The following is a 26,342-nucleotide window of genomic DNA, read 5'->3' on the forward strand; positions in this document are numbered from 1 at the left end:
TCACGCCGCCGGAATGACCGCCGACACCCGGAAGCCGCCCGCGTCCGTCGGCCCGGAGACGAACACCCCGCCCAGCGCGACGACCCGCTCCTTCATCCCGACCAGACCGTTCCCCCCGGACGGCAGTCGCGCCGACGCCGTCGACACCTCCGGCGGCGGCTCGTTCTCCACCTGCATCGCGATCTCGGACACCCGGTGCGCGAGCCGCACATGCGTCTTGGCACCCGCCGCGTGCTTGTGGACGTTGGTCAACGCCTCCTGCACGACGCGATAGGCGGTCTGCTCGATGTCGGCGCCGTAGTCCCGGGCGTCACCGTCGATGGTCAGGTCCACGACCATCCCGGTGGCGGCCGACTGCCCGATCAGCTCCTCCAGTTCGGACAGACAGGGCCCGTCCGACTCGTCGACGGCCCGCGAGGCGGCAGCGGCGGCGGCGAACCCGACGGCGGCGAGCGGCACGGAGTCGGGCGAGCGGACGCTCCTGACGCCCTCCCCGCTGCGCAGCACCCCGAGCATCTCCCGCAGTTCGGTGAGCGCCTGGCGCCCCATGTCCCCCACGAGGGCGGCGTTCTTGACGGCCTTCTCGGGATCCTTCCGGGCGACGGCCTGCAAGGCGGCCGCGTGGACGACCATCAGGCTCACCCGGTGCGCGACGACGTCGTGCATCTCACGGGCGATCCGGGTCCGCTCCTCGCCGCGCGCCCACTCGGCCCGCTCCTCCGCCCGCTCGGCGAGCAGTTGCAGCTCCCGCTCCAGGCTGTCGGCCCGTTCCCGCAGGCTCTCCATCAGCCGGCGCCGGGCGCCGACGTACAGCCCGAGGAGCAGCGGAGGCGCGGTCAGTCCGACGGCGATGGTGATCGCGGCGAACGGCACGAACCAGTCCCCGAGCTCCCAGCCGCCGCGCGTGGTGCCCTGCCGTATCCGCACGAACATCACGATCAGCTGGCCGACCAGCGACATCCCCGCGAGGGAGCCGATGATCCGGCGGGGCAGTTCGGAGGCGGCGAGGGTGTAGAGGCCGACGATCGCCATGAGGTAGCCCATCTGGGCGGGCGTGATGGCGATGGAGACGAGCACGACGGCGATGGGCCACTTGCGCCGCACGAGCAGCGCGGACCCGGCGAGCACGCCGAACACGATCCCCGCGGCGCTGGGGATCCCCGCGTCCCCCGCGAACCGGTACCCCTCCGCCCCGCACTCGACGACGGACGCGAGAGCCAGGCTCGCGTCCAGTACGGCACTGCGCCACCGATCCCACCACCAGGGCCCTGGCCGGGCCGCGGCATGGTCTTCCCCCGTCGTGGTCATGGCTCCAGCCTACGGTCGGGCAGCACGCGTTTTCCGGTGAGTTTCCGGGATTGGCCTACACCACACTGCGTGACCGGCCGGATGCGAAACAACCCGATATCCCTCGAACTGCCGAATCGCTCACCGTTCCGTCCCGGAAGATCGAATTCCGCCCCGGCGACGACGACTTGTACCGTCGCACGAAAGGGGCCCGGTACGGCATAGTGTTGGGTGCCCGCTCGGCGACCTGACCAGGTGTCCGGTCCCGTCGAGTCCATCCCCCGTGGTGTAATTGGCAGCACCGTGGCTTTTGGTGCCATTTGTCCGGGTTCGAGTCCTGGCGGGGGAGCACCAGCACAGATCGGGCCCTGACCGGCGACAGCACAGTCAGGGCCCGCTCCCATGTCCCCCATGAAACGCCCCGGTATCCTGCGGATGTCACCCACCCCCTCCACAGCCGAAGGGCATCCCGTGAGCGCCATTCGCCCGGCAGCCGTCGTCGTTCTCGCAGCGGGTGAGGGCACCCGTATGAAGTCGGCCACACCCAAGGTCCTGCACGAGCTCTGCGGCCGCAGCCTCGTGGGCCATGTGCTCGCCGCAGCGCGGGAGTTGGACCCCGAGCATCTCGTCGTCGTCGTCGGCCACGCCCGCGAGAAGGTCACCGAGCACCTCGGCGTCATCGACCCCGGCGTACGCACCGCCGTCCAGGCGCAGCAGAACGGCACCGGGCACGCCGTGCGCATGGCGCTCGAAGAGCTGGGTGGTGTCGTCGACGGGACCGTCGTCGTCGTGTGCGGGGACACCCCCCTTCTCACCGGCGAGACCCTGCGCGCCCTCGCCGCCACCCACAGCGCCGACGGCAACGCCGTCACCGTGCTCACCGCCGAGGTCCCCGACGCCACCGGCTACGGCCGTATCGTCCGCGACGGTGTCTCCGGCGCCGTCACCGGGATCGTCGAGCACAAGGACGCCTCCGAGTCGCAGCGCGCCATCCGTGAGATCAACTCCGGGGTGTTCGCGTTCGACGGGCAGCTCCTCGCCGACGCTCTCGGCAAGGTCCGCACCGACAACTCGCAGGGCGAGGAGTACCTCACCGACGTCCTCGGGATCCTGCGCGAGGCCGGTCACCGCGTCGGCGCCTCCGTCGCCGGCGACCACCGCGAGATCGCCGGGATCAACAACCGGGTCCAGCTCAGCGAGGCCCGTCGCATCCTCAACGACCGCCTGCTGACCCGCGCCATGCTCGCCGGCGTCACCGTCATCGACCCGGCCACGACCTGGATCGACGTCACCGTCACCTTCGAGCAGGACGCCCTCGTCCACCCCGGCACCCAGCTGCACGGCACCACCCACATCGGCGAGGGCGCGGAGGTCGGCCCCAACAGCCGGCTCAGGGACACGGTGGTCGGAGCCGGCGCCCGCGTGGACAACACCGTCTCCGACGGCGCCCATGTCGGCCCGGACGCGACCGTGGGCCCGTACGCCTATCTGCGGCCCGGTACCCGTCTCGGCGCCAAGGGCAAGATCGGGACGTACGTCGAGACCAAGAACGCCTCGATCGGCGAGGGCACCAAGGTTCCGCACCTCTCCTATGTCGGTGACGCCACGATCGGCGAGTACACCAACATCGGTGCCGCGAGCGTCTTCGTGAACTACGACGGACAGGACAAGCACCACACCACCGTCGGCTCGCACTGCCGCACCGGTTCGGACAATATGTTTGTGGCTCCTGTCACGGTCGGGGACGGCGCGTACACCGCCGCCGGGTCCGTGATCACGAAGGACGTGCCGCCCGGTTCGCTCGCTGTGGCCCGTGGTCAGCAGCGGAATATCGAGGGTTGGGTGGCCCGCAAGCGTCCGGGAAGCGCGCCCGCGAAGGCGGCCGAGGCGGCGTCTCGGCAGGTCGAGAGCGAAGACTGACCGGAAACGCGTGCGTCCGGGACGGCGTACCGTGATAAATGCACACCCAGTTGAGACACCTCTGAGGAGACAGCTGTGACCGGGATCAAGACGACCGGCGAGAAGAAGATGATGTTCTTCTCCGGCCGCGCCCACCCCGAGCTTGCCAAGGAGGTTGCCGAGCAGCTGGGCGTCGGGGTTGTCCCGACCAAGGCCTTCGACTTCGCCAACGGCGAGATCTACGTCCGCTACGAGGAGTCGGCGCGCGGCGCGGACTGCTTCGTGATCCAGAGCCACACGGCTCCGATCAACCAGTGGATCATGGAGCAGCTGATCATGATCGACGCGCTGAAGCGCGCGTCGGCCCGCTCCATCACCGTCATCGTGCCGTTCTACGGTTACGCGCGGCAGGACAAGAAGCACCGTGGGCGTGAACCGATCTCGGCGCGTCTGATCGCGGACCTGATGAAGACGGCCGGTGCCGACCGCATCCTCACCGTCGATCTGCACACCGACCAGATCCAGGGCTTCTTCGACGGCCCGGTCGACCATCTCTTCGCCCTTCCGCTGCTCGCGGACTACGTGGGCAGGAAGGTCGACAGGTCCAAGCTGACGGTCGTCTCCCCGGACGCGGGCCGCGTGCGGGTCGCCGACCGCTGGTGCGACCGCCTCGGCGCGCCCCTGGCCATCGTGCACAAGCGGCGCGACAAGGACGTGGCGAACCAGGTGACCGTCCACGAGGTCGTGGGTGAGGTCAAGGGTCGTGTGTGCGTCCTCGTCGACGACATGATCGACACCGGTGGCACCATCTGCGCGGCCGCCGACGCCCTTTTCGCGCACGGTGCCGAGGACGTCATCGTCACCGCCACGCACGGTGTGCTCTCCGGTCCGGCGGCCGACCGGCTCAAGAACTCGCGTGTGAGCGAGTTCGTGTTCACGGACACGCTGCCGACGCCGGGCGAGCTGGGCGCGGACCTGGACAAGATCACGGTCCTGTCCATCGCGCCGACGATCGCGAGCGCGGTGCGTGAGGTGTTCGAGGACGGTTCGGTGACGAGCCTCTTCGACGAGCACTAGGTCTCGCACCTGCGGAAGAACGCTTCTGCATGATCGATTTTTCTACGGCCTCCCCTGCCGAGTAGACTGCGCGAGTTGCTCGGCGAGGGAGGCCGTACCTGTTCACACAGGTGTGGCGCTCCGTTATCGACGCGCTCTTCGTAGCAGGCCGATGGTTTGGCCGGGTGACCACCTTCCCCAACTGTTCTACGAGGAGCGACCATGGCTGACGTCAAGCTCACCGCCGAGACCCGTACCGAGTTCGGCAAGGGTGCGGCCCGCCGTATCCGCCGTGACAGCAAGGTTCCCGCCGTTGTCTACGGTCACGGTGCCGACCCGGTCCACATCACCCTGCCGGGCCACGAGCTGAACCTCGCCCTGCGTACCCCGAACGTCCTGCTCACCCTGGACATCGAGGGCAAGAGCCAGCTGGCGATCCCGAAGGCCGTCCAGCGCGACGCCATCAAGGGCTTCCTGGAGCACGTCGACCTGCTGCTCGTGAACCGCGGCGAGAAGGTCAACGTCGAGGTCTACGTGCACACCGAGGGCGAGCTGGCGCCGGGCGCCTTCCTGCTCGAGCACGTGCTGAGCACGCTGAACGTCGAGGCCGAGGCCACGCACATCCCGGAGTCGGTCACCGTCTCCATCGCGGGCCTGGCGGCCGGCGACTCCATCCTCGCCAAGGACATCCCGCTGCCCGAGGGCACCACGCTGGCGACCGACGAGGACGCGGTCGTTCTCCAGATCCTGGCCGCCCAGGCCGAGGAGGCCCCGGCGGACGCCGAGGCCGAGGCCACCGAGGCCTGATCCTCCCCGCAACAGCGACTGCCGGCCGCCGCTCCCCTCGGGGGCGGCGGTCGGCGCGTATCGAGGGACCGTGAAGGAGACATGGACGTGACGACCGATGCCAGCGGGCCCTGGCTGATCGTCGGCCTCGGCAACCCCGGGCCGGAGTACGCGGCCAACCGGCACAACGTCGGTTTCATGGTGGCCGATCTGCTGGCCGAGCGGATCGGGGGGAGGTTCAAGCGGGCCGGCAAGGCGCAGGCGCAGGTCGTGGAGGGGCGGATCGGGCCGCCCGGGCCGCTGAACCGCCGGGTGATCCTGGCCAAGCCGATGTCGTACATGAACCTGTCCGGCGGGCCGGTGAACGCGCTCAAGGACTTCTACAAGGTGCCCGTCGCCAACATCGTGGCGATCCATGACGAGCTGGACATCGACTACGGAACGCTGCGGATCAAGCTCGGCGGCGGCGACAACGGACACAACGGTCTGAAGTCGATGACGAAGGCGTTCACCGCGGAGTACCACCGGGTGCGGTTCGGGATCGGGCGGCCGCCGGGACGTATGCAGGTCGCCGACTTCGTACTGAAGGACTTCTCCTCGACCGAGCGCAAGGAGCTCGGCTACTTCGTGGACCGGGCCGCGGACGCCGTGGAGTGTCTGGTCATCGAGGGGCTGGAGCGGGCGCAAAGCACGTACAACTCCTGACTTGTCACCCGCCGAGTTGACGGGCTGATCAGGCATGGCCAATGATCCCCGCCATGCCTGCCACCGCCGCCAAGTCCCGTCAGGCCTCCCGCCCGGCCTCGGTCGCCGCCCTCCGTTTCGGACGGCTCGCGGCGATGGGCACGGTCGCGGCGCTGATCCTGATCGCGGGGGTGTGGGCGTCGTGGGGCACCGCGCAGCACGTGCTGCTGACCAAGGGCCGGGAGAGCGGCACGATCGAGGTGACGCGGTGCGAGGACGACATCTGCACCGGGCCGTACACGCCGATCTCGGAGGGGTCCACGCCGCGCGCGAAGGTCGTCATCGAGAAGACGGTCGCGGTGCGGAAGGGACAGACGTACACCGTCGTCGTGAAGCCCAGCAGTGACGACGTCGTCCGCTCCGGGCCGGCCGGGATCCTCTACGCCTGGGTTCCGCTGGGCGGCGCGCTGCTGCTGGCGTCGGTCGTCGTCGCGGGCGGACTGGGGCGCACGCGGGGCGCGTGGGTCATGGCGGGGGCGGGAATCGCACTTCTCACCGCCGCTTTCGTGACCATCTGACGGCTTTCGCGGTTCTCCACATCTGTGGAGGACCTGAGCGTTGCCTGTTCGTGATTGACCTTGGGTCAGGCGGGGTGGAAGCTGAGCCGCCCCCTCCACATCTTCCCTGTCACATCTCGAAGATGGACTGCCCATGCGTACCCTCCCCCGGGCCGGCGCCTTGTCCGCCGTCGCCGTGGCCGCCCTGCTCGCGGCCCCCTCCGCCCACGCCACCCCTCCCGGTGACAACGGCACAGTGAAAATCCACGACGCCTCCACCGGCGAAGAGCTGCGCCGCAACGAGCCGCACGTGTGCACCTTCTATCTGGACGCCTTCGGCTTCGACAGCGTCCAGGAGGTCGACTGGCACATCGAGGCCTGGGCCCCGACGGCCGGCGTCAAGGGCGAGACCGTGAAGTCCGGCGAGATCACCCTGGACGGCGAGGGTCACGGCCGTACGGAGGACCTGTCGCTGCCGGACGGCCACTACAAGCTGTTCTGGAACTTCGACGGCGAGAAGGGATCCGCCAAGCACAAGGTGTTCTGGACGGACTGCGAGGACTCCGACGACGGCAACCCGGGTGACGGTACGGCGACGCCGTCCGCCTCGGCCTCCGCCTCCGCTTCCGCCTCCCCGTCGGCCTCCGCCTCGCAGCCCGCCGGGGCCCCGGGAACCCCGTCCGCCTCCTCCTCCCCGTCCGCCCAGGGCACCGGCGGCGACCTCGCCGAGACCGGCAACGGCGCCCCCGTCGGCCTGCTGGGCGGTGTCGCGGCCGCACTGGTCGCCGCGGGCGGCTACCTGGTGTTCCGGCGCCGGAAGGCGTCGTAGGGCCGGAAGGCTCGCACATGGCGGTGCCCCCGAGCCGGTACGAGGCTCGGGGGCACCGCCATGTCCGCAGGAGACCGTCAGCCGGTGTTGCGCAGACCCGCCGCCACACCGTTGACCGTCAGCAGCAGGGCCCGGGCCAGCGTCGGGTCCGCCTCCTCACCCGCGGCGACCGCGTCGCGCTGCCGCTTGAGCAGGGCGACCTGGAGGTAGGAGATCGGGTCGAGGTAGGCGTCGCGGATGGCGAAGGTCTGCCTCAGAACGGGCTGGGCGTCCAGGAGTTCGGTCTCGCCGGTGATCCGCAGGACCTCGCGGACGGTCAGCGCGTGCTCGGCCTCGATGTCGGCGAAGACGTGCTGGAGCTCGGCCGGGACCAGGGTCTCGACGTAGTGCCGGGCGATGCGCAGGTCGGTCTTGGCCAGGGTCATCTCGACGTTGGAGATGAAGTTCTGGAAGAAGTGCCACTGCCCGTGCATCTCGTCGAGCACGGTGTCCAGCCCCGCCTCGCGCAGCGCCTTGAGACCGGAGCCGACACCGAACCAGCCGGGCACGATCTGACGGGACTGCGTCCAGCCGAACACCCACGGGATGGCGCGCAGTCCGTCCAGGGAGGTGTCGGAGCCGGGCCGGCGCGAGGGCCGCGAGCCCAGGTGCAGGTCGGCGAGCTGGTCCACCGGCGTCGACGCGAGGAAGTACGACGGCAGGTCCGGGTCCTCGACCAGACGGCGGTAGGCGGCGTGGGCCGCGTCGCTCACCACGTCCATCGCGGCGTCCCAGCGGGCCAGCGCCTCGTCGGACTGGCGCGGTGAGGTGTGCAGGGCGGAGGCCTGGAGGGTGGCCGCGACCGTGAGCTCCAGGTTCTCGCGGGCCAGCGAGGGGACCAGGTACTTGTCGGAGATGACCTCGCCCTGCTCGGTCACCTTGATCTCGCCCTCCAGGGTTCCCCAGGGCTGGGCGAGGATCGCGTCGTGCGAGGGGCCGCCACCGCGGCCGACGGTGCCGCCACGGCCGTGGAACAGACGCAGGCGCACGCCGTAGCGGTGCGCCACGTCACGCAGGCGGCGCTGGGCGCGGTGGATCTCCCACTGGGAGGTGGTGATGCCACCGAACTTCGAGGAGTCCGAGTAGCCGAGCATGACCTCCTGCACGTCCCCGTTCAGCGCGACCAGGCGCCGGTAGGACGGGTCGGAGAGCATGTCCTCCAGGATCGTGTCGGCGGCCTTGAGCTCGTCCGTGGTCTCCAGGAGCGGCACGATGCCGATCTTGGCCCAGCCGGCGTGCAGATCGATCAGGCCCGCCTCGCGCGCCAGGACGGCGGCCGCGAAGACGTCGTCGGCGCCCTGGCACATCGAGATGATGTACGACTCGATGACCTCGGGTCCGAAGACGTCCAGGGCGCGCTTGACGGTGTGGAAGACGCCCAGGGTCTTCTCGCCGGCCGCGTCCAGCGGGGCCGGGGTGGGCGCCAGCGGCCTGCGCGACCTGAGCTCCTTGGCGAGCAGCTTGCCGCGGTAGTCGCGCGGCATGTCCGCGTAGCGCCAGGACTCCTCGCCGAGCCGGTCGAAGAGCTGGCCGAGGGCGTGGTGGTGGGCGTCGGCGTGCTCGCGGACGTCCATGGTGGCGAGCTGGAGGCCGAAGGCGGCGAGCGTTCGGATCGTCCGGTTCATCCGGCCCTCGGCGATCAGGCCGCCGCGGTGTTCGCGCAGGGAGGTCTGGACCAGCTTCAGGTCCTGGAGCAGCTCGGCGGTGCCGAGGTAGTCGCGGCCGTCCTCGTGCGGGGTGTTCTTGGCGAGCCGCAGCTTGGTGTTCTCCAGCTTCTGGCGGATCGCGGTGGCCTTGAGCCGGTAGGGCTCCTCGGCGTTGAGGCGCTTGTAGCGGGGGCTGATCTCCGGGAGGCGCTCCAGGTCGGTCCGGAGCGAGGCGAGCAGCTCCTCGGTGGCGCCGGTGTAGCGGATGGAGTTGGAGAGGAAGCCGCGCAGCTCGTCGATCAGGTCGAGCGCGTCGTTGATGCCGTGCTCGTGCTGGAGGATCAGGACGTCCCAGGTCACCTGGGGGGTGACGTTGGGGTTGCCGTCGCGGTCGCCGCCGATCCAGGTGCCGAAGGTGAGGGGGCGGGTGTCCTCGGGGAGGGTGACGCCGACGCGGTCCAGCTCGGCGGTCAGGTCCTCCAGGACGTCGCCGACGGCGTTCGCGTGCAGCTCGTCGAGGTAGTAGATGGCGTTGCGGGACTCGTCGGTCACCTCGGGGCGTACGACGCGCAGCTCGTCGGTCTGCCACACCAGGTCGATGTTCTCGGCCAGGCGGGTGTCGTAGCGGCGGCGGTCGGTCTCCAGGACCGGGGTCTCCAGCAGCGCGGCGATACGGCGGAGCTTGTTGAGGACCGAGCGGCGGGCGGCCTCGGTGGGGTGCGCCGTGAACACCGGACGCACGTTGAGGTTCTGCACCGTCTGGCGCAGGTGCTCGGGGTCGGCGTCCTTGAGGCGGTCGGCGGTGCGGGCGAGCAGGCTGCCCTCGGCGGCCCGCCTGGCTCTGAGCTCGCGGCCGCGGTGCACCTGCTCGGTGACGTTGGCCAGGTGGAAGTAGGTCGAGAAGGCGCGCACCAGCTTGGCGGCGGTCTCCAGCTCGGTGCCCCGCAGCAGTTCGGCGGCGGCGTCACCGTCCTCACGGGTGAGGCTGCGGACCTTCTCCACGAGTTCCAGCAGCTCCGGGCCTTCCTGCCGGACGAGGGTCTCGCCGAGGAGGTCGCCGAGTCGCCTGATGTCGGCGCGCAGCTCGGTGGAGGTGGTCTCCTGAGAAACGGTCTTGTCGTCGGCACTGCTCACAGGTGCGGCTCCTTGCAGTGTTGAAGCTCGTCCGGGAGGGAACCCGGGACCGGTCGAGCGGCTGCTGCCGCATACGGACCGGACATCCGGGAAGAATCGAGAGCGGACCGCGCTGTCCGAACGACTCCAGGATAGGTGTCCGTGCAGACGCGCAGACTCTCGGGCTCTTGCCGTCGGACGACGCGCTGCCATACTTACGACGCCGTAGGTTACGGAACCGTAGGGAAGTCCCGCTCTCCTTCCAGAGGCTCCGCTGACCAGGCCCTTGTCACAAAACCCTCGAACCCCACAGGGGACGCCCCATGACCACAAGCTCCGATGTGATCGAAGACGCCCCGGCGCCCGACGATCCCTCGATGCCGTCCGCCACCCTGGGCGGCGAGCAGAAGCGTTCGCTCGAGCAGATCACCCTGCTGCTCTTCATCATCGTTCCGTTCCTCGCCGTGCTCACGGCGGTACCGCTGGCGTGGGGCTGGGGGGTGAGCTGGCTGGACCTCGGCCTGCTCGTCTTCATGTACTTCCTCGGCTGCCACGGCATCACGATCGGCTTCCACCGCTACTTCACCCACGGCTCCTTCAAGGCCAAGCGCCCGCTGCGGATCGCGCTGGCGATCGCGGGGTCGATGGCGGTCGAGGGGCCCCTGGTCCGGTGGGTCGCCGACCATCGCAAGCACCACAAGTTCTCGGACGCGGACGGCGACCCGCACTCCCCGTGGCGGTTCGGCGAAACGATTCCGGCGCTGATGAAGGGCCTGTGGTGGGCGCACATCGGCTGGATGTTCGACGAGGAGCAGACCCCGCAGGAGAAGTACGCGCCGGATCTGATCAAGGACACGGCGATCCGTCGGATCTCCCGGGGCTTCATCTTCTGGGCGATGCTCTCCCTGGCCATCCCTCCGCTGGTCGGCGGTCTGGTGACGATGTCGTGGTGGGGCGCGTTCACGGCGTTCCTGTGGGGCTCGCTGGTCCGGGTCTGTCTGCTGCACCACGTGACGTGGTCGATCAACTCGATCTGCCACGCGGTGGGCAAGCGGCCGTTCAAGTCGCGGGACCGCTCGGGCAACGTGTGGTGGCTGGCGGTGCTGTCGTGCGGTGAGTCGTGGCACAACCTGCACCACGCCGACCCGACCTCCGCGCGGCACGGGGTGGAGCGCGGTCAGATCGACTCCTCGGCGCGGCTGATCCGCTGGTTCGAGATGTTCGGCTGGGCGTACGACGTCCGCTGGCCGTCACGCTCGCGTATCGATTCGCGCCGTAACACCGACGAAGGCGGCTCCCGACGCGGGAAGGAACCCGCGAAGGCGGCATGATTGACGCCGTGGCGACCGACTCAAGCAGCACCGAGAGCAATGAGAAGCCGAGGCGCACGCGCCGCACCCGGATGACGGGAGCCGAGCGTCGTCAGCAGCTGCTGGAGATCGGTCGCACCCTCTTCGCCGCCAAGGGGTTCGAGGGCACGTCGGTGGAGGAGATCGCGGCGAAGGCCGGGGTGTCCAAGCCGGTGGTGTACGAGCACTTCGGCGGCAAGGAAGGCCTGTACGCGGTGGTGGTGGACCGTGAGATGCGGCGCCTGCTCGACATGGTCACGAGTTCCCTGACCGCCGGCCATCCCCGCGAGCTCCTCGAACAGGCGGCCTTCGCGCTCCTGGACTACATCGAGGAGTACACGGACGGCTTCCGCATCCTGGTCCGTGACTCCCCCATCCCGCAGTCGACGGGGACCTTCGCCTCGCTGATCTCGGACATCGCCACCCAGGTGGAGGACATCCTGGGCCGCGAGTTCAAGAGCCGCGGCTTCGACCCGAAACTGGCCCCGCTGTACGCCCAGGCGCTGGTCGGCATGGTCGCGCTGACCGGCCAGTGGTGGCTGGACGTGCGCCGTCCGAAGAAGGCGGAGGTCGCCGCGCACCTGGTGAACCTGTCGTGGCACGGGCTGGACGGGCTGGAGCAGAAGCCGCACCTGATAGGGCGCCGCAAGAGCTGAGTCCTGCGGCGCCCTGTGGGGTCACTGTGGGGTCAGTGCTTGAAGGCGTCCTTGGTCTTCTCCTTGGCCTGGCGCATGTCGCCCTTGGCCTGTCCGGTGCGACCCTCGCCGGTCATCCGTTCGTTGCCGACCGCGCGACCCATGGCCTCCTTGGCCTTGCCCTTGGCCTGTTCCTTCTTCGCCCGGGCTTTCTGTTCCTTCGCCACGTCACTCACTCCCCGGCTCGATCGTTCCCCCGCTGTCACTCCGGCGAGTGGCCCGTGGCGGAGGGCTCAAACAACCGGCTCCAGAAACTCCAGCCGGTTGCCGACGGGGTCGTGGGAGTAGAAGCGCCGGTGTCCCGGCAGGTCCGCGTCCCAGGTCACCTCGGCGCCGCGGGCCCGGAGCCGGGCGGCGTAGGTCTCGATGTCCGTGACCCGCAGCCCGGGGTGGGCCTTTTCGGCGGGTCTGAAGTCGTCCTCGATCCCCAGATGCAGTTGCACGGTCCCCGCCCGGAACCAGCACCCGCCGCGCGCGGCGAGCACCGGCGGCTTGGGGATCTCCGCCATGCCGAGCACGCCCGCGTAGTACGCCCGCAGCCGGTCCTCGGAGCCCGGCGGCGCGGCGAGCTGGACGTGGTCGACCCCGGTGAGCATCACTGCCCCTTGCGGGCGACGGCGAAGATCCGGCGGAACGGGAAGGGAGTGCCGTGCGGTCCCGCCGGATAGGCCTTGCGCAGGGCGTCCCGGTAGCGGCTCACGAAGTCGTCGCGGGTCCGCGGATCGTCGGCGAGGGCGGTGAGGACGGGCCGCAGTCCCGTCCCCTTCACCCAGTCCAGGACGGGGTCCTCGCCGGTGAGGAGATGGATGTACGTCGTCTCCCACACGTCGGCCGTGCAGCCGAGGGCGGTCAGGTGCTCCAGATAGGTCTCGGGGGTGAGGACGGCGTCGTCGTGGCGCAGGAGGTCGCCGAGGCCGCTGGTGTGGGCGAGTTCGCGCATCAGCTGGTGGCTGGGGGCGCCGAAGTTCCCGGGCACCTGGAAGGCGAAGGTGCCGCCCGGCGCGAGCCCCGCGATCCAGTCGGCGAAGCGCTCCGCATGGCCGGGGACCCACTGCAGCGTGGCGTTGCTGACGATGAGGTCGTACGGCTGTGCGGGCGTCCAGGTGCGAACGTCGGCGTGGGCGAAGTCGAGGCGGCCGCCGCCCGGTGTGGGGCCCTCGTGCTCGGTGCGGGCCCGGTCGAGCATCTCGGGCGAGTTGTCGTAGCCGGTGACGCGGGCGGTGGGCCAGCGGTCGGCGAGGACGGCGGTGACGTTGCCGGGGCCGCAGCCGAGGTCGGCGATGCGGGGCGCCTCCTCGGTGGGCAGGCCGGGGACGCGCGCGAGGAGGTCCGCGAAGGGGCGGGCGCGGTGGTCGGCGTGGCGCAGGTACTGGGCGGGGTCCCAAGTCGTCATGGATCCACTGTGACCCTCGATTTATCTCGACGTCAAGAGACTTCACGTCAAGAGACTCCACATCGACACAACCACTAGACTGATCGCCATGGAGGACGAGGTCGATCGGCTGGTCGCAGCATGGCGCCGGGAGCGCCCTGACCTCGACGTGGAACCGCTCGAGGTGCTCAGCCGGGTGAGCAGACTGGCCCGGCACCTGGACCGGGCACGTCGACTGGCCTTCGCCGAGCACAGCCTGGAGCCCTGGGAGTTCGACGTCCTCACCGCGCTGCGGCGCGCGGGAACGCCGTATCAGCTCTCCCCGGGACAGCTCCTCACACAGACGCTGGTCACCTCGGGCACGATGACCAACCGCATCGACCGGCTCACCAAGAAGGGGCTGGTGGAGCGTCTGCCGGACCCCTCGGACCGGCGTGGTGTGCTGGTCCGGCTGACGGACGAGGGCCAGGACCGCGCGGATCAGGCCCTCGCCGGACTGCTCGACCAGGAACGCGCGATCCTCGCGGAACTCTCCCGGGCCCAGCGGGGCGAACTGGCCGGGTTGCTACGCCAGTTGACCGCCCCGTTCGACAACATCCCCGGCTAGGTCGGCGGGTCCGACCCCGGCACGGCGGGCGAGCGCGACGGCGGCCAGCGTGGAGTGCACGCCGAGCTTGCCGAGGACGTTCTGCATATGGGTGCGGACGGTGTGCGGCGAGAGGAACAGCCGCTCGGCGACGGCCTTTCTGCCCAGACCGGCGACCATGCACCGCAGCACCTCCCGCTCGCGCGGGGTCAGGGACTCGACGAGCCGCTCGCTCTCGGTGCGGTGCTTGCGAGCTGCGGTGAGCTCCCTGAGGACCCCCGTGAGCAGGGCGGGCGGCAGATGCGTCTCGTCCCGCAGCACCCCTCGTATGACGGTCAGCAGTCTGGACAGCGAGCAGTCCTTGGCCACCCACCCCGACGCCCCGGCCTGCAGGGCGAGCGCGGCACGCCGCTGGTCGTCCTTCTCGGCGAGGACGACGATGCGTACGCCGGGCTGCGCGGAACGCACCCCGACCACCAGCGAGATGCCGTCGACGAGCCCGTCCTCATTGCCCTCCTGTACGGGCACGGCCGGCCGGATGCCCTGGACGTTGCCGCCCAGGTCGGCGTCGACGAGCAGCACGTCGTAGCGGCGCCCCTCGGCGGCCGCGCGCTCCAGACTGCGCAGCGCGGCGGGACCGCTGCCGGCGGCGGACACGTCGACATCGGGCTCGGCCGCCAGAGCTGCGGCGAGCGACTCGGCGAAAATGCGATGGTCGTCGACTACCAGGACTCGGATGCGAACCACGAAACCCCCTTCCCCAAGCTCTGTAAGAGCAGGGGATACCCCATCGTCGGGAGACGGAAAGACCGGCGCGGGTACGACGTCCGAAGCGCGATGGCCGCACGGCCGCCGCCGTGCACGAACTGTTACCCCCACTTCGGGCGTCGTACCCGACTGTCTCGCCCCCTGATCAGCACCGGCCCCCACCGGTGCTGTTCATCAGGGTACGGCCGGGGGCCGGGAGCGGAAGGTAATTTGCAGAACTGGCTGTCCAGCACGTTTATGGTGAGCCGCATGTTTCGCATTGAGACAGAAGTCGACAGAGGCCGACGTGATCTGCTCCACAGACGGCTCCGCGACGCGAACACGGCGGCCTCCCCGGTCCTGCGCGCCCTGCGCGGAACCCCAGGTGAACGGGAACTTCCGCTCCACGTCTGGGCATTGGACGGGACGGGCGAACTGACGGGCGGTCTGGTCGGCCACACCTGGACGACGTGGCTGCACGTGACGTACCTGTGGGTGGACGGCCGGTGGCGCGGGGCGGGCCTCGGTTCGCAATTGCTCGCGACCGCGGAGGCCCTCTCCCGCGACGAGCGCGGGTGTGTGAACTCCCGCCTGGAGACCTGGGACTTCCAGGCACCGGAGTTCTACAAGAAGCGGGGGTACGAGGTGGTGTGCGTGATCCCCGACTATCCGCCGGGGATCACCGAGTACACGCTGACGAAACGGATCGGCTAGATCTCGCGGCCGCAGACGGTGTCGTACGGCCGTCCCACCACGATGGTCAGCCGGATGGGGTCGGTGGTGCCGGAGGGGCAGTGGGCGGAACCGGCGTCGACGAGCCCGAGCACCTTGAGGTCGCCTGAATCCGCCTTGTCGCAGGCGATCTCCTCGACCTCCGCCGTGACACAGTCCCCCTTCACCAGCTGCCCGCCGCCCGCGCCCGCGTCGCCGGGGTGGTCGTCCGAGAGGTTGCGCCCGCAGACGGTGTCGGTGGGGATGCCGCCGCTCGGCTTCTCGTCGGACCCGAAGTTCATCGACACCTCGATGATCACGTCCGTCCCCGCCGGGCACTGGACCGCGGCGGGCAGGATGCTGCCGTCCATGATCTTCAGCGCCTTGAAGGTGGCGTCGGGGTCGCCGCAGTCGTACGTCTCGTACCCGTCGGGCGCCCGGTCCGGGTCGGGACCGCCGCAGTCCCCGGCATTCCACTCCCCCGAACCGCCGCCGTCCCCGGTGGCCGAGGCGGACACGGACGGCGTGGAGGAGGCCTCGTCGTCGCCGTCCTTGCCGCCCGTGAACCACCAGATCGCGTAGATGATCCCGACGAACACGACCAGAGCCACCAGGCCCCTGAGGCATCCCGGCCCCTTGCGCGGCGACGCCTGCTGAGGACCGTCCTGCACAGCCATGAATTCCCCCTCCGCTCACGGCGATATGCCCACCGTCACACAGAACGGGCGGTTCTGCGGGGGAGTCGCGGGCCGGTTACCGACCGGGTACGACCGGGACGATCCGGCGACAATTCCCACAACGTGTTCGCACAGGGGCGGCACATGCGTCGGCCCCGCGCTCGGCGAGGAGCACGGGGCCGACGGGAGCGGCGAACGTCAGGAGAGCCTGCGGGCCCCCGGCGAAGGCACCGCCTCGAAGACGCGGGGCGCGGTGAACCCGGCCGCGGCGAAGGCCTCCTCCACCGCCTTGGTGATGGTGTCCACGTCGGCGATGTCCGCCAGCACGATCGCCGAGCCTCCGAAGCCGCCACCGGTCATCCGGGCGCCCAGGGCCCCCGAGGCGAGGGCCGTGTCGACGACCAGGTCCAGCTCCAGGCAGGAGATACGGAAGTCGTCGCGCAGGGAGGCGTGGCCCTCGACCAGGACCGGGCCGATGGCGCGGACGTCGCCCGACTCCAGCAGCCCGACGACACGCTCGACGCGCTCGTCCTCCGTCACGACGTGCCGCACCAGCCGTACGACCTCTTCCTCGTCGCCCAACCGGGCCAGCGCCGCGTCCAGTTCGCCGTACGGCACGTCCCGCAGCGCGTCCACGCCCAGCAGTGCCGCACCCTTCTCGCAGCCCGCGCGGCGCTTGCCGTACTCGCCCTCGCTGTGGGAGTGCTTGACCTGGGTGTCGACGACCAGCAGACGCATGCCCTCGGCCGCCAGGTCGAGGGGGATCTGCTTCTGGGACAGGTCGCGGGTGTCGAGGAACAGCGCGTGGCCGTCCTCGCAGCAGGCCGAGGCCGTCTGGTCCATGATGCCGGTCGGGGCGCCGACGTAGACGTTCTCCCCGCGCTGGCACAGGCGGGCCAGCTGCCAGCGCTGCAGACCGAGTTCGAACAGGTCGTTGACGGCCAGGGCCACCACGACCTCCAGCGCCGCCGACGAGGACAGGCCCGCGCCCGAGGGGACCGTCGACGACAGATGGATGTCGGCGCCGGTCACCGGGTGGCCGACCTCGCGCAGGGCCCACAGGACACCCGCCGGGTACGCCGTCCAGTTCTTGTCGGACTCCGGGGTCAGGGCGTCGAGCGCCAGCTCCACGACCCCGCCCTCGACGTCCGCGGAGTGCAGCCGCAGGACGCCGTCCGTGCGCCGCGAGACCGCCGCCACGGCGGTGTGCGGCAGCGCGAAGGGCATCACGAAGCCGTCGTTGTAGTCGGTGTGCTCACCGATGAGGTTGACGCGGCCCGGCGCCGACCAGACACCTTCGGGTTCGGTTCCGTAGAGCTCGACGAATCCGTCCCGCACCTGCTGCCCCACTACTGCTCCCTTGCTGTGCCGATGTTCTGCGCGAACTCCCACGCGTCCGCGACGATCCCCGCGAGGTCCGCGCGGGACGGGTTCCAGCCCAGCTTCTCGCGCGCGGTCCGCGCCGACGCCACCAGGATCGCCGGGTCGCCGCCGCGGCGGGGGGCCACGACCTCGGGGATCGGGTGGCCGGTGACCTGGCGGACGGTCTCGATGACCTGGCGGACGGAGAAGCCCTCGCCGTTGCCGAGGTTGCAGATCAGGTGCTCGCCCGGCTGTGCGGCAGTCAGCGCCAGCAGGTGGGCCTCAGCCAGGTCGGCGACGTGGATGTAGTCGCGGACGCAGGTACCGTCCGGCGTCGGGTAGTCCTCGCCGAAGACGGAGATCGCCTCCCGCTTGCCCTGCGCGACCTGGAGGACCAGCGGGATGAGGTGCGACTCGGGGTCGTGGCGCTCGCCCTGCAGGCCGTACGCGCCCGCCACGTTGAAGTAGCGCAGCGACACCGCGCCCAGACCGTGGGCGGCCGCCTCACCGGAGATCATGTGGTCGACGGCGAGCTTCGAGGCGCCGTACGGGTTGGTCGGCGAGGTCGGCGCCGACTCGACGATCGGCACCTCCTTCGGCTCGCCGTAGGTGGCGGCCGTGGAGGAGAAGACCAGCTTGCGCACGCCCGCCTCGCGCATGGCGCCCAGCAGCGCCATGGTGCCGCCGACGTTGTTGTCCCAGTACTTCTCGGGCTTCACGACCGACTCGCCGACCTGCGAGAAGGCGGCGAAGTGCAGGACTCCGTCGTAGGAGCCGTCCAGCCACTTGCCGGCGTCGCGGATGTCGCCCTCGATGAAGGTCGCGCCCGCCGGGACGCCCTCGCGGAAGCCCGTCGTCAGGTTGTCGAGGACGACGACGTCGTGGCCCGCCTCCAGCAGATGCTGGGCGACCACGCTGCCGACATAGCCCGCGCCACCGGTGACCAGGTACCTACCGCTCATGAACTCGCTACCTCTCGCAGTCGCTCGGCCGCGGCCTCCGGCCGGATGTCGTTGATGAACACGTTCATGCCGGACTCGGAACCCGCGAGGAACTTCAGCTTGCCGGGCGTGCGGCGGATGGTGAAAAGCTCGAGGTGGAGCGCGAAGTCGTCACGGTTGACGCCCTCGAACTCCTCCAGCGCGCCGAACGGGGCCTGGTGCCAGGCCGCGATGTAGGGCGTGAGGGGCTCACCTTCGCCGAAGATCCGGTCGAAGCGCCTCAAGAGTTCCAGATAAACCTTGGGGAATTCTGAGCGCGCGTCCTCGTCGAGCCCCAGCAGGTCCGGCACCCGGCGCTTCGGGTACAGGTGGACCTCGTACGGCCAGTGCGCCGCGTACGGCACGAAGGCCACCCAGTGGTCACCCTCCAGGACGACCCGCTCGTCGGCGAGTTCGCGCTCCAGGACGGCGTCGAAGAGGTTCTCCCCGCCCGTCGCCTCCTTGTGGGCGGCGACCGACCGCAGCGTCAGTGCGGTGCGGGGCGTGGTGAAGGGGTACGCGTAGATCTGCCCGTGCGGGTGACCCAAGGTCACACCGATCTCGGCACCGCGGTTCTCGAAGCAGAAGACCTGTTCCACGGAGGGCAGATGAGACAACTCCGACGTCCGGTCCGTCCACGCGTCGAGGACGAGGCGCGCCTGCTCCTCGGTGAGGTCCGCGAAGGACGCGTTGTGGTCCGAGGTGAAGCAGACGACCTCGCAGCGACCGGAGTCACCGGCGAGGGAGGGGAAGCGGTTCTCGAAGACCACGGCGTCGTACGACGAGTCCGGGATCTCGCTGAGCCGCTCGCCCTGCGACGGGCACAGCGGGCACTCGTCGGCCGGCGGGTGGTAGGTGCGGCCCTGGCGGTGCGAGGCGATCGCGACCGAGTCGCCGAGCAGCACGTCACGGCGGACCTCGGACGTGGTGACCGTCCGGTCCAGCGGACGGCGGTCCACCGCGTCCCGCACGGTGTCGTCGCGCAGGTCGTAGTAGACGAGCTCGCGACCGTCGGCCAGTCGGGTCGAGGTCTTCTTCACCGCCGGACTCCTTCACTCAAACAGAACTAAACACAAGTAACCATAACTCGACAGCCGCGTCAACGTCGGAATCAAACAAAGCGCACCAGCGGAAGGGTTGAATGGCTGCCCATGCAAACCGTCACAAAAGACACATATCTAGCAGCCGAGCTGCGACTCCCCACTAACTGGCTCGACTACACGATCCTCGGCATCTACTTCGTGGTGGTCCTGGGCATCGGGTTCGCGGCCCGCCGCTCGGTGAAGACCAGCCTCGACTTCTTCCTCTCGGGCCGCTCCCTGCCCGCCTGGATCACCGGCCTGGCCTTCATCTCCGCCAACCTGGCCGCCACCGAGATCCTCGGCATGGCAGCCAACAGCGCGCAGTACGGCGTCTACACCGTGCACTGGTACTGGATCGGCGCCATCCCGGCCATGGTCTTCCTCGGCCTGGTGATGATGCCCTTCTACTACTCCTCGAAGGTCCGCTCGGTCCCCGAGATGCTGCTGCTGCGCTTCGACAAGTGGGCGCATCTGCTCAGTTCGGCGCTCTTCGCCTTCGCCGCGATCCTGATCTCCGGGGTCAACCTGTACGCCCTCGCGATCGTCGTCGAGGCGCTGCTGGGCTGGCCGCAGTGGGTGGCGATCGTGGTCGCGGGCGCGTTCGTGCTGGCGTACATCACCCTCGGCGGTCTGTCGTCGGCGATCTACAACGAGGTCCTGCAGTTCTTCGTGATCCTCGCGGCCCTCATCCCGATCGTGGTGCTGGGCCTGAAGAAGGTGGGCGGCTGGGGCGGCCTGACGGACAAGCTGACGGCCGAGCACGGCGCCGACTTCACGACGGCGTGGGGCGGTACGGGCATCGGCTCGGACAACCCGCTCGGCGCGAACTGGCTGACGATCGTGCTGGGCCTGGGCTTCGTGCTGTCCTTCGGCTACTGGACGACGAACTTCGCGGAGGTCCAGCGAGCGCTGTCGGCGAAGAACCTGAGCGCGGCCCAGCGGACCCCCCTGATCGCCGCCTACCCCAAGATCTTCATCGTCTTCCTGGTGATGATCCCGGGCCTGACGGCCGCGGCCCTGATCCCCGGCTTCGGCACCCCGGAGTCCGGCTACCAGTACAACGACGCGATCCCGTACCTGATGGAACAACTGCTGCCCAACGGGGTCCTGGGCATCGCGGTGACCGGTCTGCTGGCCGCCTTCATGGCGGGCATGGCGGCGAACGTGTCGTCCTTCAACACGGTGTTCACGAACGACATCTGGGCGCGGTACGTGGAAAAGGGCCGCGAGGACGCGTACTACGTGCGCTTCGGCCGCCTGATCACGGTGATCGGCGTGGTGGCGTCGGTGGGCACGGCGTTTTTGGCGTCGTCCTTCTCGAACATCATGAGCTACCTCCAGACCCTGTTCTCCTTCTTCAACGTGCCGATGTTCGTCGTCTTCATCGTCGGCATGTTCTGGAAGCGCGCGTCCGCGAAGTCGGGCTTCTGGGGCCTGCTGGCAGGCACGGTGGCGGCGATGGTGAACTACTTCTGGATCTACAAGCAGGGAATCATCGACATCCCGACCGACCAGGGCGCCAACTTCGTCTCGGCGATCGTGGGCTTCGTGGCGGGCGCGGTGGTCATGGTCGCGGTGTCGCTGTTCACCGCACCCAAGCCGGCGGCGGAACTCCAGGGCCTGGTCTACGGCACCCGCTCGCCGGGCATGTCCGAGGCGCCGGCCGAGGGCGACGACGCCTGGTACCGCAGGCCGGCCCTGCTGGGCTGGGGCGCGGTGATCCTGGCTGCCGCCTGCTACATCCCGTTCTCGTTCTGATCGCGCTCCGGAAGGGAGTCCGAGAGACCATGTCCGACCACTCCGGCAAGAACGTCCAGCGGGAAGTCGCCGAACTGCAGGCCGAGTCCGCCACCGCGGCCCGCATCTTCGACCTGCGCCGCATCATCGGCGGCCTGTTCGTCCTCTACGGCGTCATCGTCACGATCGCCGGCATCAACCCCTCCGACGCCACCCTCGACAAGGCCGAGGGTGTCAACATCAACCTCTGGACCGGCCTCGGGATGCTGTTCCTCGGCATCTTCTTCCTGGTCTGGCTGAAGCTGCGGCCCACACCGCCGCCGGTCGCGCCGGAACCGGCGGAGACCGAGAGCCCTACCGAGTAGGGGCGCCGTCGGGGCCGGAGCCCACGGGGGACTCCGGCCCCGTGCCCGTCATCCGTCGCCGCACCGCTCAGGCTTCCGGTCCTGCGCCCAGGTCCGGAACGGAGGAGTGCGGGATCGGGCCCGCCCGGTCCAGCAGGCCTGTGCGGGCCGCCAGGGCCGCTGCCTCCAGGCGGGATCCCACTCCCAGCTTCATCAGGACGCGTTGGACGTGGGTGCGGGCCGTGGAGGGGGCGATGCCCATGCCGGCCGCGATGAGCCTGGTGTCCTCGCCGTCGGCGACGCGTACCAGGACCTCCACCTCCCTCGGGGTGAGCATCTGGAGCAGCCGCTGGCCCTCGTCGTCGGGCTGGGCGGCCGGGTTGAGCAGTTCGCTGAAGGCGCCTTGCAGCAGCTGGGGCGCGACCGCCGCCTCCCCCGCCCTCGCCTTCATGATCGCCCGCTCGACACCTTCTATACGTTCGTCATGGCGTACATAGCCCGAGGCACCGGCGGCGAAGGCGGCCGCGATGCCGCGCGGACTCGGTACCGGGCCCAGCACCAGGACCGCCACCTGCGGACGGTCGCGCTTGATCTTCACCACCGGGTCGAAGATGCCCGGTTCGGCCGGTGTCGCCGTGCCCATCAGGCACACCTCGGGCGCCCGGGTGATCACCAGCTCCGCCGCCCCCGCGGCGGGTGCCGCCGCCGCGAGCACCCGGTGCCCGCGCAGCTTCAACGCCGAGGCCAGCGCCTCCGCGAGCAGTCGGTGGTCGTCGACCACCATGAGCCGAACTCCCATCGAGCAACCCCCCAGTCCCCCCAATGGATCCCCATGCGACGATCCCCATGCCCCGCTGTGGGAGCTCCACTATGGATGCCCACTGATCGCACGGACAGAAGCCCCCTCCCGGCTCCCCCGCCCTTCATGCCCCCGGAAGCTACACGCTTGTTCGACGTTGCGCTCCCCCTACTGGTGAGAAGTGCCCCGGATCGACGGAATTTCCGGCATTCGAGGTTGATGGGTGGTACGTGCACGGCCCCGTCCCTGAGCAGGGACGGGGCCGTCATCACGGGTGGTTCTGCGCCTACTTCGCGCCGAAAGCGATCGCGAGATACCTCTTCTCGGTCGAAGCGCTGCCGAAATCGCTCGCGTAGACCTTCGACATGAACAACTGGCCGTCGTGGTAGAGGATCTCGGAGGAGTCCGGGAGCATGCTGGTCTCCACGTCGCGCACCGTCTTCGTCGACGGCATCTCCAGGAGCTTCGTCTCCTTGAAAGAACCACCGTCGATGGTCACGATCTGACCGCCCTTGTCGTACGGCGGTTGCTTGTACGCCAGCAGGTTGCCGCCGTCCATGCGCAGCGGGGTGATCGTGTAGCTGTCGCCGGCGTCGGCGCGCTGGCCGGTCTGCTTGCCGGAGGCCAGGTCGAAGGCGACGATCTCGTTGGTCCGGTTGCTGTACTCGTCACCGGTGCCGTCGTGTTCCGCGGTCTGCACGTAGAGCCGGTCGTTGCCGACCACGACCTGGAAGCAGTATTCGACCTGGTAGATCCCGTCACAGCGGGCTTCGTACCGGTCCGCCGCCAGGGAGACATGGGAGCGCAGTTTGCCGGTCTTGTTGTCGATGGCGAAGACGTCCGAGATACCTCTGGCGCCCTCGACCTCGCCCACCTCGGCGGCCACGACCAGCGGCTCGGTGGAGATGATGCTCGCGTACTCGATGCCCTGCGCCAGCTTGTACTCGGAGATCACCTTCCCGGAGGCCGGGTCGATGGTCTGGATGTGCAGCTGGCGGGCGTCGTACGAGCCGCACTTGCGGACCGCGACCAGCTTCTCGCCGCCGCCGTAGCCCGCGTCGTAGCAGGTGTCGGTGGGCTTGGGGGTCCACAGGGACTTGCCGGTGGAGATGTCCCAGGCGGCGCCGCCGCTGGTGCTGCCCGAGGCGACCGTGTTCGCGCTGACGTTGACGTTGTCCCAGGTGATCAGCCGGTCACCGGTCTTGGCCGTCTTGGTCCACAGCTTCTTGCCCGCGTCCAGGTCGATCGCGGCGATCTGGCTGCAGCCCGCCGTACGGTCCTTCGTCGGCATCGCCGGCTCGAAGGCGATGGCCGTCAGGTTGTCCTCGGTCTGGTGCCGGCTGGCCCGGCACACCGGACCGGGCAACTTGATCGTCCACAGCTTCGTGCCCTTGGCGAGGTCGTAGCCGACGATCTCGGCGATGCCGCTCTTGGCGTAGACCTTGTCGGTCAGCCAGGAGCCGTCCACCGTGTACGTGGTGTCGACCTCGAGTTCGGGCTGCGGGACCTGGAAGAGGACGGACGCGGCGGTGCTGGAGGGGACCTTCTCGTCGCCCTTGCTGGAGGTGCCGCCGGTGCCGCCCTTCTCGTCGCCGCCACCGCCGGTGCCGCCGCTGGAGCTCGCGGTGTCCTTCTTGTCGTCGCCGGACGAGGAGGCGTACCAGACACCGCCGCCCACGATCAGCGCGATCGCCACCACCGCCGCGACGATGATCGCCAGCTGCGGACTGATCTTCCGTCCGCCACCGGCCGGCTGACCGGGCTGGGGGTGCATCGGCATGGTCGGCTGCGGGTAGCCGTAACCGGGCTGCTGGCCATAGGGGTTGGGCTGGCCGTAACCGCCGGGCTGCTGCTGCCCGTACGGGTTCGGCTGCTGGCCGTACGGCGGCTGCTGCTGGCCGGGGTAGCCGTAGCCCTGGTCCGCGGGCGGTGTCTGCGGGGGCGGGGGCGTCTGCGGGGCGCCCTGCGGCGGCGGGGGCGTCTGGGGGTAGCCGTAACCGGGCTGCTGGGCCGGCGGCTGCGGGGCGCCGAATCCGGGCTGCTGCGGCGGCTGGTCCTGCGGCGGGCCGAAACCTCCCCCGGGCGGGGGCTGGTTGGGCGGCGGGGGCGGCGGCTGGGTCATGACGCGGGTACCTCGGGAAGTGTGGACGACGGCGGGAACGTGACGGTGCGAGGGGCTACTTGCCGTAGGCGAGCATCAGCTTCTCCTGCGTGTCGTCGTTGCCGCTCAGCCGTGTGGTCGAGAGGTAGAAGCGTCCGTCGACCCAGTCGACGGCCTTGGAGTAGAAGCCGTCCTCGATGTCGGCGATGCCCGCCGGGTTCTGGAGCAGCTTGGCCGGCTTGTGGTCCGAGCCGGTGGTGGCGAGGGAGACGACCTGGCCGCCCGCGTCGTACGACGGCTGGACGTAGGCGATGAGCTTGCCGTTCTCGATCTTCAGCGGCAGCATCGACTCGTCCGCCGGGGACTTGACGCGCCACTTCTCCTTGCCGGTGGAGAGGTTGATCGCCACGATCTCGTTGGCGCCGGAGGTGGCCTCGGTGGGCAGGTAGAGCGTGTCCGCGTCGGCGACCGCGCCCGTGCAGCCCGTCAGGTCACGCGCGAAGATCGCCCAGTCGCAGGCGGGGGCGAAGTCCTCGTCGAAGGCGACCTGGGAGCGGAACTTGCCGCCGTCGGTGAACGTGGAGATGTTCCAGCTGTTCTTGTCCTTGTTGGTGCTGTAGATGACCAGCGGGTCGAGGGAGTAGGCGCGCGCGACCCGCCAGCCCTTGTCGAACTTCTGGGTCCACTTGGCCTTGCCGGTCGTCGGGTCCAGCTCCTGCACCTCGTCGTGCTCGTTGTCACCGGAGGCGTCGCAGGAGGAGACGGCGATCAGCTTGGCGCCGCCCGCGAAGGCGCTGGGGAAGCAGGCGCTGCCGTACTTCGCCTTGTCGAAGAGCTTCTTGCCGGTCTCGACGTCGTAGCCGGTGCCCGACATCGAGCGGCCCACCATCAGCGTCTTGCCGGTGATGGACAGTTCGATCTGGAGAGTGCTGTCGAACAGCTCGCCGTCGGCGACCTCGCCGCTCCAGCCCTTCTCGCCGGTGTTGAGGTCGATCTCCTGGAGCTTGTTGCACTCCGCGCGGTCGCTGCTGCCGCTCATGTAGGCCACGACGATCTTGCCGGAGGCCGTCTGCTGCGGGGTGGTCGCGCAGATCTTCTGGTCGAAGGTGATCGGGTCCCAGGTGGGCTTGCCGTCGCCGACGTTGTAGGCGAAGAGCTGCTTGTAGGCCGCCTTCACCGCGGTCTTGTCGGTGATCCACATGCCGGGGGCGTCGGCGCCGTTGCCGGGGGCGTCGGGCGCGTCCTTGTACCAGAGCACCTTCGACTCGCCGGACTGGCGGCCCTCGTTGAGGTCCGTCTGCTCCTCGCCGCCGCCACCGTCGCCGTACCCGGGGTTGACCGGGTCGTCGGAGGCGGACGGCTTGGGGCTGCCGCTCTCCTTGGCGACCGGCTTCTTCGGGTCGTCGTCACCACCGCTCGCGACCGCCCACACGGTGCCGCCGACGACCAGCAGCCCGGCCACGGCCGCGGCGATGACGAGGCCCGGCTTGCCCTTGAAGGGGTTGCGCGAGCCGGACGGCGGGGTGCCGGGGCCGCCGGGGTACTGCGGCTGGGGCGGGTAGCCGTAGCCGGGCTGGCCGTAGGGGCCGGGCGGCTGGGGCTGACCGTAGGGACCGGGCTGACCGTAGGGGCCCGGCTGCTGGGGCGGGGCGTACGGCCCCGGCTGCTGCGGCTGGCCGTACGGACCGGCGGGCTGCTTCTGGGGGTAGCCGTAACCGGGCTGGGGCGCACCCGCCGGTGGGCCCTGCGGAGGCGGCGGCGTCTGCGGCGGGCCCGCAGGGGGCGGCGGCGCGCCGAAGCCACCCTGCGGCGGCGGGTCCTGCGGTGCTCCGAAGCCGGGCGGCTGGTTGGGCGGCTGGGACATCAGCGCGTTCCCCCTCGTTCACTGATTTTTAGCCACGCCC

Annotated in this window: 25 protein-coding genes and 1 tRNA gene; 13 read left to right on the forward strand and 13 right to left on the reverse strand. The window is 69.8% G+C overall.

Annotated elements, in window-relative coordinates:
- Positions 1-1,308 (reverse strand): sensor histidine kinase, encoded by a 1,308-nt coding sequence (locus OG381_RS20800; protein ID WP_327717565.1) that lies wholly within the window; start codon positions 1,306-1,308, stop codon positions 1-3.
- Positions 1,309-1,564: 256 nt separating this feature from the next.
- On the opposite strand from OG381_RS20800, the gene OG381_RS20805 reads away from it, so the two are divergent.
- The 7 genes from OG381_RS20805 (at position 1,565) to OG381_RS20835 (ending at position 7,098) form a co-directional block, all read left to right on the forward strand.
- Positions 1,565-1,636, forward strand: a tRNA-Gln gene (locus OG381_RS20805).
- A gap of 122 nt (positions 1,637-1,758) precedes the next feature.
- Entirely contained in the window at positions 1,759-3,207 is a 1,449-nt protein-coding gene (gene glmU, locus OG381_RS20810; RefSeq protein WP_327717566.1) for a bifunctional UDP-N-acetylglucosamine diphosphorylase/glucosamine-1-phosphate N-acetyltransferase GlmU, read from the forward strand.
- 75 nt (positions 3,208-3,282) lie between these two features.
- A complete protein-coding gene (locus OG381_RS20815) occupies positions 3,283-4,263 on the forward strand; it encodes a ribose-phosphate diphosphokinase (RefSeq protein WP_327717567.1) in 981 nt (326 codons plus the stop codon).
- Between the two features lie 201 nt (positions 4,264-4,464).
- Positions 4,465-5,049, forward strand: a complete 585-nt coding sequence (locus OG381_RS20820; protein WP_307029635.1) for a 50S ribosomal protein L25/general stress protein Ctc — start codon at positions 4,465-4,467, stop codon at positions 5,047-5,049.
- 81 nt (positions 5,050-5,130) lie between these two features.
- Positions 5,131-5,733 (forward strand): aminoacyl-tRNA hydrolase, encoded by a 603-nt coding sequence (gene pth / locus OG381_RS20825; protein WP_327717568.1) that lies wholly within the window; start codon positions 5,131-5,133, stop codon positions 5,731-5,733.
- A gap of 41 nt (positions 5,734-5,774) precedes the next feature.
- Positions 5,775-6,290 carry a hypothetical protein gene (locus tag OG381_RS20830; protein WP_327717569.1) on the forward strand — a complete coding sequence of 172 codons (516 nt, stop codon included), beginning with the start codon at positions 5,775-5,777 and terminating at the stop codon, positions 6,288-6,290.
- 133 nt (positions 6,291-6,423) lie between these two features.
- Complete coding sequence (locus OG381_RS20835; RefSeq protein ID WP_327717570.1) at positions 6,424-7,098, forward strand: LPXTG cell wall anchor domain-containing protein; 675 nt, start codon at positions 6,424-6,426, stop codon at positions 7,096-7,098.
- 77 nt (positions 7,099-7,175) lie between these two features.
- Here OG381_RS20835 and ppc read toward each other — a convergent pair whose 3' ends face one another.
- A complete protein-coding gene (gene ppc, locus OG381_RS20840) occupies positions 7,176-9,917 on the reverse strand; it encodes a phosphoenolpyruvate carboxylase (RefSeq protein WP_327717571.1) in 2,742 nt (913 codons plus the stop codon).
- 302 nt (positions 9,918-10,219) lie between these two features.
- Here ppc and OG381_RS20845 point away from each other — a divergent pair, with 302 nt between their 5' ends.
- On the forward strand, positions 10,220-11,227 hold the full coding sequence (locus OG381_RS20845; RefSeq protein ID WP_327717572.1) for an acyl-CoA desaturase: 1,008 nt from the start codon (positions 10,220-10,222) through the stop codon (positions 11,225-11,227).
- The gene (locus OG381_RS20850; protein WP_046257589.1) at positions 11,224-11,901 is read left to right on the forward strand and encodes a TetR/AcrR family transcriptional regulator; all 678 of its coding nucleotides are present in this window, start codon (positions 11,224-11,226) and stop codon (positions 11,899-11,901) included. The genes OG381_RS20845 and OG381_RS20850 overlap by 4 nt, the downstream gene beginning before the upstream one ends.
- 32 nt (positions 11,902-11,933) lie before the next feature.
- On the opposite strand, the gene OG381_RS20855 is transcribed toward OG381_RS20850, so the two are convergent.
- The 3 genes from OG381_RS20855 to OG381_RS20865 all read right to left on the reverse strand — a co-directional run bounded on the left by OG381_RS20855 (position 11,934) and on the right by OG381_RS20865 (position 13,333).
- A complete protein-coding gene (locus OG381_RS20855; protein ID WP_327717573.1) occupies positions 11,934-12,107 on the reverse strand; it encodes a CsbD family protein in 174 nt (57 codons plus the stop codon).
- 66 nt (positions 12,108-12,173) lie between these two features.
- Positions 12,174-12,536, reverse strand: a complete 363-nt coding sequence (locus OG381_RS20860; RefSeq protein WP_327717574.1) for a VOC family protein — start codon at positions 12,534-12,536, stop codon at positions 12,174-12,176.
- Positions 12,536-13,333 carry a trans-aconitate 2-methyltransferase gene (locus OG381_RS20865; protein ID WP_327717575.1) on the reverse strand — a complete coding sequence of 266 codons (798 nt, stop codon included), beginning with the start codon at positions 13,331-13,333 and terminating at the stop codon, positions 12,536-12,538. The genes OG381_RS20860 and OG381_RS20865 overlap by 1 nt, the downstream gene beginning before the upstream one ends.
- Positions 13,334-13,421: 88 nt before the next feature.
- On the opposite strand from OG381_RS20865, the gene tamR reads away from it, so the two are divergent.
- Positions 13,422-13,919, forward strand: coding sequence for a MarR family transcriptional regulator TamR (tamR, locus tag OG381_RS20870; RefSeq protein WP_327717576.1), 498 nt, complete (start codon positions 13,422-13,424; stop codon positions 13,917-13,919).
- On the opposite strand, the gene OG381_RS20875 is transcribed toward tamR, so the two are convergent.
- Positions 13,878-14,645, reverse strand: a complete 768-nt coding sequence (locus tag OG381_RS20875) for a LuxR C-terminal-related transcriptional regulator (protein ID WP_307029619.1) — start codon at positions 14,643-14,645, stop codon at positions 13,878-13,880. The two genes, tamR and OG381_RS20875, sit on opposite strands and share 42 nt — an antisense overlap.
- 258 nt (positions 14,646-14,903) lie before the next feature.
- On the opposite strand from OG381_RS20875, the gene OG381_RS20880 reads away from it, so the two are divergent.
- Positions 14,904-15,359 carry a GNAT family N-acetyltransferase gene (locus OG381_RS20880; RefSeq protein WP_327717577.1) on the forward strand — a complete coding sequence of 152 codons (456 nt, stop codon included), beginning with the start codon at positions 14,904-14,906 and terminating at the stop codon, positions 15,357-15,359.
- Here OG381_RS20880 and OG381_RS20885 read toward each other — a convergent pair.
- The 4 genes from OG381_RS20885 to galT all read right to left on the reverse strand — a co-directional run bounded on the left by OG381_RS20885 (position 15,356) and on the right by galT (position 19,415).
- Positions 15,356-16,033: a hypothetical protein gene (locus OG381_RS20885; RefSeq protein ID WP_327717578.1), complete on the reverse strand. Its 678-nt coding sequence runs from the start codon at positions 16,031-16,033 to the stop codon at positions 15,356-15,358. The genes OG381_RS20880 and OG381_RS20885 overlap by 4 nt on opposite strands.
- Positions 16,034-16,231: 198 nt before the next feature.
- Positions 16,232-17,383, reverse strand: a complete 1,152-nt coding sequence (gene galK, locus OG381_RS20890; RefSeq protein ID WP_327717579.1) for a galactokinase — start codon at positions 17,381-17,383, stop codon at positions 16,232-16,234.
- Entirely contained in the window at positions 17,383-18,357 is a 975-nt protein-coding gene (gene galE, locus OG381_RS20895) for a UDP-glucose 4-epimerase GalE (protein ID WP_327717580.1), read from the reverse strand. The genes galK and galE overlap by 1 nt, the downstream gene beginning before the upstream one ends.
- Entirely contained in the window at positions 18,354-19,415 is a 1,062-nt protein-coding gene (gene galT / locus OG381_RS20900; protein ID WP_327717581.1) for a galactose-1-phosphate uridylyltransferase, read from the reverse strand. Before galT ends, galE begins: the two co-directional genes overlap by 4 nt.
- A gap of 111 nt (positions 19,416-19,526) precedes the next feature.
- Between galT and OG381_RS20905 the strand changes: the two genes are divergently transcribed.
- Both OG381_RS20905 and OG381_RS20910 read left to right on the forward strand, forming a co-directional pair.
- On the forward strand, positions 19,527-21,215 hold the full coding sequence (locus tag OG381_RS20905; protein ID WP_327717582.1) for a sodium:solute symporter family protein: 1,689 nt from the start codon (positions 19,527-19,529) through the stop codon (positions 21,213-21,215).
- A 29-nt stretch (positions 21,216-21,244) separates the two neighbouring features.
- Positions 21,245-21,559 (forward strand): hypothetical protein, encoded by a 315-nt coding sequence (locus OG381_RS20910; RefSeq protein ID WP_327717583.1) that lies wholly within the window; start codon positions 21,245-21,247, stop codon positions 21,557-21,559.
- A 67-nt stretch (positions 21,560-21,626) separates the two neighbouring features.
- On the opposite strand, the gene OG381_RS20915 is transcribed toward OG381_RS20910, so the two are convergent.
- The 3 genes from OG381_RS20915 to OG381_RS20925 all read right to left on the reverse strand — a co-directional run bounded on the left by OG381_RS20915 (position 21,627) and on the right by OG381_RS20925 (position 26,302).
- Positions 21,627-22,322, reverse strand: a complete 696-nt coding sequence (locus OG381_RS20915) for a helix-turn-helix transcriptional regulator (RefSeq protein WP_327717584.1) — start codon at positions 22,320-22,322, stop codon at positions 21,627-21,629.
- Between the two features lie 301 nt (positions 22,323-22,623).
- Positions 22,624-24,459 (reverse strand): outer membrane protein assembly factor BamB family protein, encoded by a 1,836-nt coding sequence (locus tag OG381_RS20920; RefSeq protein WP_327717585.1) that lies wholly within the window; start codon positions 24,457-24,459, stop codon positions 22,624-22,626.
- Between the two features lie 55 nt (positions 24,460-24,514).
- Complete coding sequence (locus OG381_RS20925) at positions 24,515-26,302, reverse strand: outer membrane protein assembly factor BamB family protein (protein ID WP_327717586.1); 1,788 nt, start codon at positions 26,300-26,302, stop codon at positions 24,515-24,517.
- Positions 26,303-26,342: the final 40 nt, after the last annotated feature.

The sequence above is a fragment of the Streptomyces sp. NBC_00490 genome, from assembly GCF_036013645.1.
Lineage (GTDB): Bacteria > Actinomycetota > Actinomycetes > Streptomycetales > Streptomycetaceae > Streptomyces > Streptomyces canus_F.